2 protein-coding genes are annotated in these 1,473 nt (G+C 65.0%); both read right to left on the reverse strand.

The genetic code is table 11. The annotated features are described in order from the left end of the window. The coding region (locus tag EN906_RS33960) for a sarcosine oxidase subunit gamma (RefSeq protein ID WP_127375766.1) at nucleotides 1-585 on the reverse strand (585 nt) is incomplete at its 3' end. After that, the coding region (locus tag EN906_RS33965) for an aminomethyltransferase family protein (protein WP_245484392.1) at nucleotides 578-1,473 on the reverse strand (896 nt) is incomplete at its 5' end. The genes EN906_RS33965 and EN906_RS33960, both read right to left, overlap by 8 nt.

Genomic DNA, 1,473 nt, shown 5'->3' on the forward strand with positions numbered 1-1,473 from the left:
GGCTTGCTCGCTGGCATGGCAGAGCGCCTTCCAGAACGAGCGTGCAAACGAGCGGAAGACATAGATGTCGAACTGGTCGGCGCTGGTGCGCTGGATCTGGGCGAAGATGTCGTGATGGGTGGTCGAGCGGCCGGCTCCAACAGGAAAGGCCGGCAGCGCGAAATCGATGGCGAAGAATTTCGCCAGCACCCATTCGGCCTTCGGCCCGGCAATGCGGATGGCGGTGCGGCCGTGCGAGAGGTCGGTCACAGTGCCAATGGCGGGGGTCACCACCTTGGCAAAGGCCGCAGCCAGGCCTTCGGCTTCATCGGCAACGGTGAACTTTCCCGGCGCGAAGCCGAACACCGATTTCACGCCATCGCTCAAGCCGCCGCCGGCGCCATCGGGCAGGGCAAGCCCGGTGACGGTGCGGACGGCTGCTATCAGCTTCTTCTCCTCGCCGGGCCACGCGGCGAGCTGCACGATCGAGCCCGGCCTTGTCTCGGTCAGGATGATCTCGACGCCGTGCTCGAAATTGCCGTGCGAGCCGACATGGAATTCAGGCTCAAGCGGCGACAAGGGTTCGGGTGATTGGCGCTCAACCATGCATGCGGCTCCCGTCCGGATCGAAGAAGTGGTTGGAGACGATCTCGACCGGTCCAAACCGGTTGCGCAAGGGATCGGAGACATGAGCGCGCGTGCCCTGCAGTGCCTTGCCGCCCTTGACCAGCGCCAGCGCGATATGCCTGCCGAGCGCCGGTGAATAGCAGCAGGCGGTGATGTGACCGATCGAGCCGTGCGGATTGGCCTCGTCAACCTCCTCGACGATGTGCGCGCCGCCATTGAACGGTAGGTTGTCGAGGGCGATCAGGCCGACCAGTTCCAGGCGGTCCGACGCGATCAGGCCTTCGCGGTCCATCATCGCCGAGCCGATGAACGGCTTCTTCTTCGACAGCATCCAGTCGAGATGCAGGTCGCGCGCCGTGGTGCGGCCGTCGATCTCGGCGCCGGTGACATGGCCTTTTTCGATGCGCATGGTGCCCAGCGCCTCGAGCCCGTAGGTGACCAGCCCGAACGGTTTGCCGGCCTCGACAAGCGCTTCCCAGACATGGGTGCCGTGGCCGGCGCCGGAATAGACTTCGAACGCCATTTCGCCGGAGAAGGACAGCCGGCAGATCATCACCGGCACGCCTGCTATCTCGCCGCGCACGAGGCCCATGAAGGGCAAGGTGGCATTGTCGACTGCGGTGCCGGTGACACAAGAGGCGAGGATCTGCCTGGCCTTCGGCCCGCCGATCGCGGCCCCCGCCCATTCGTCGGTCACCGAGGTGACGTGGACTTTCAGCTCCGGCCAGATCACGTCGAGGAAATATTCCAGATGCTGCATCACCTTGCCGGCATTGGCGGTGGTGGTGGTCATCAGGAAGTCCTGCTCGCCGAGCCGCCAGGTGGTGCCGTCGTCGAAGGCTAGGCCGTCCTCGCGCAGCATCAGAC

Source organism: Mesorhizobium sp. M7A.F.Ca.CA.004.06.1.1 (assembly GCF_003999135.1).
Classification (GTDB): Bacteria; Pseudomonadota; Alphaproteobacteria; order Rhizobiales; family Rhizobiaceae; genus Mesorhizobium.